Origin of the sequence: Kocuria oxytropis (genome assembly GCF_040981195.1) — a bacterium.
Classification (GTDB): domain Bacteria; phylum Actinomycetota; class Actinomycetes; order Actinomycetales; family Micrococcaceae; genus Kocuria; species Kocuria oxytropis.
Window position 1 is genome coordinate 1 of sequence record NZ_JAVFXA010000081.1, and the last position, 607, is coordinate 607.

At 39.4% G+C, this 607-nt stretch carries 1 protein-coding gene and 1 pseudogene; both read left to right on the plus strand.

Annotation, left to right across the window (positions count from 1 at the left end):
- Positions 1-469: hypothetical protein (locus tag QYM41_RS17665; protein ID WP_368801077.1), on the plus strand; the 469-nt coding region annotated here is incomplete at its 5' end.
- A 16-nt stretch (positions 470-485) separates the two neighbouring features.
- Positions 486-607: pseudogene (locus tag QYM41_RS17670) on the plus strand (thymidine kinase); the annotation flags it as partial.

The window sequence follows — 607 nt, forward strand, 5'->3', positions numbered from 1 at the left end:
TGCTACGATTTATGATAATAAAATCTCTGGTGAAATCCATGTAGATGGTATTGAACTTTCTCCAGATAAGAAAACGTTTTATTTCTGCTTCCCATTGGGAGGTGGTTTATGGTCTGTACCAGTCGATGACTTGCTTAACCCAACATTGACTGCCCCTCAGCTTGATTCTAAAGTCAAGAAAGTAAGAGACTTGCCTGCAATTGGTGGTATCTTAACTTTGCCAGATGGTTCATTCTTGATTTCCAATGCAGAGATGTGTTCTATTGATTTGATACGTAATGATTCTATTACACCCTATATTAAACCATCTCGTATCCTGATGTGGCCTGACGCCCTCACACTTGAAGGTGAGTATGTTTACTTTGCTTGTTCTCAGTTGGATTTATCCCCTCTATTGAATCCCGGTGAAGAAGATAAAATGCATACCCCATTCAATGTATTCAGAATTAAGAAACCATTTACATTCTAATCCAATAAGGTAATCTATGGCTCAGCTGTATTTCTACTACTCCGCAATGAACGCTGGTAAATCCACGTCCCTTCTACAATCCTCCTTCAATTATAAAGAACGCGGCATGAAGACCGTGGTCTATACTGCTGAGTTAGA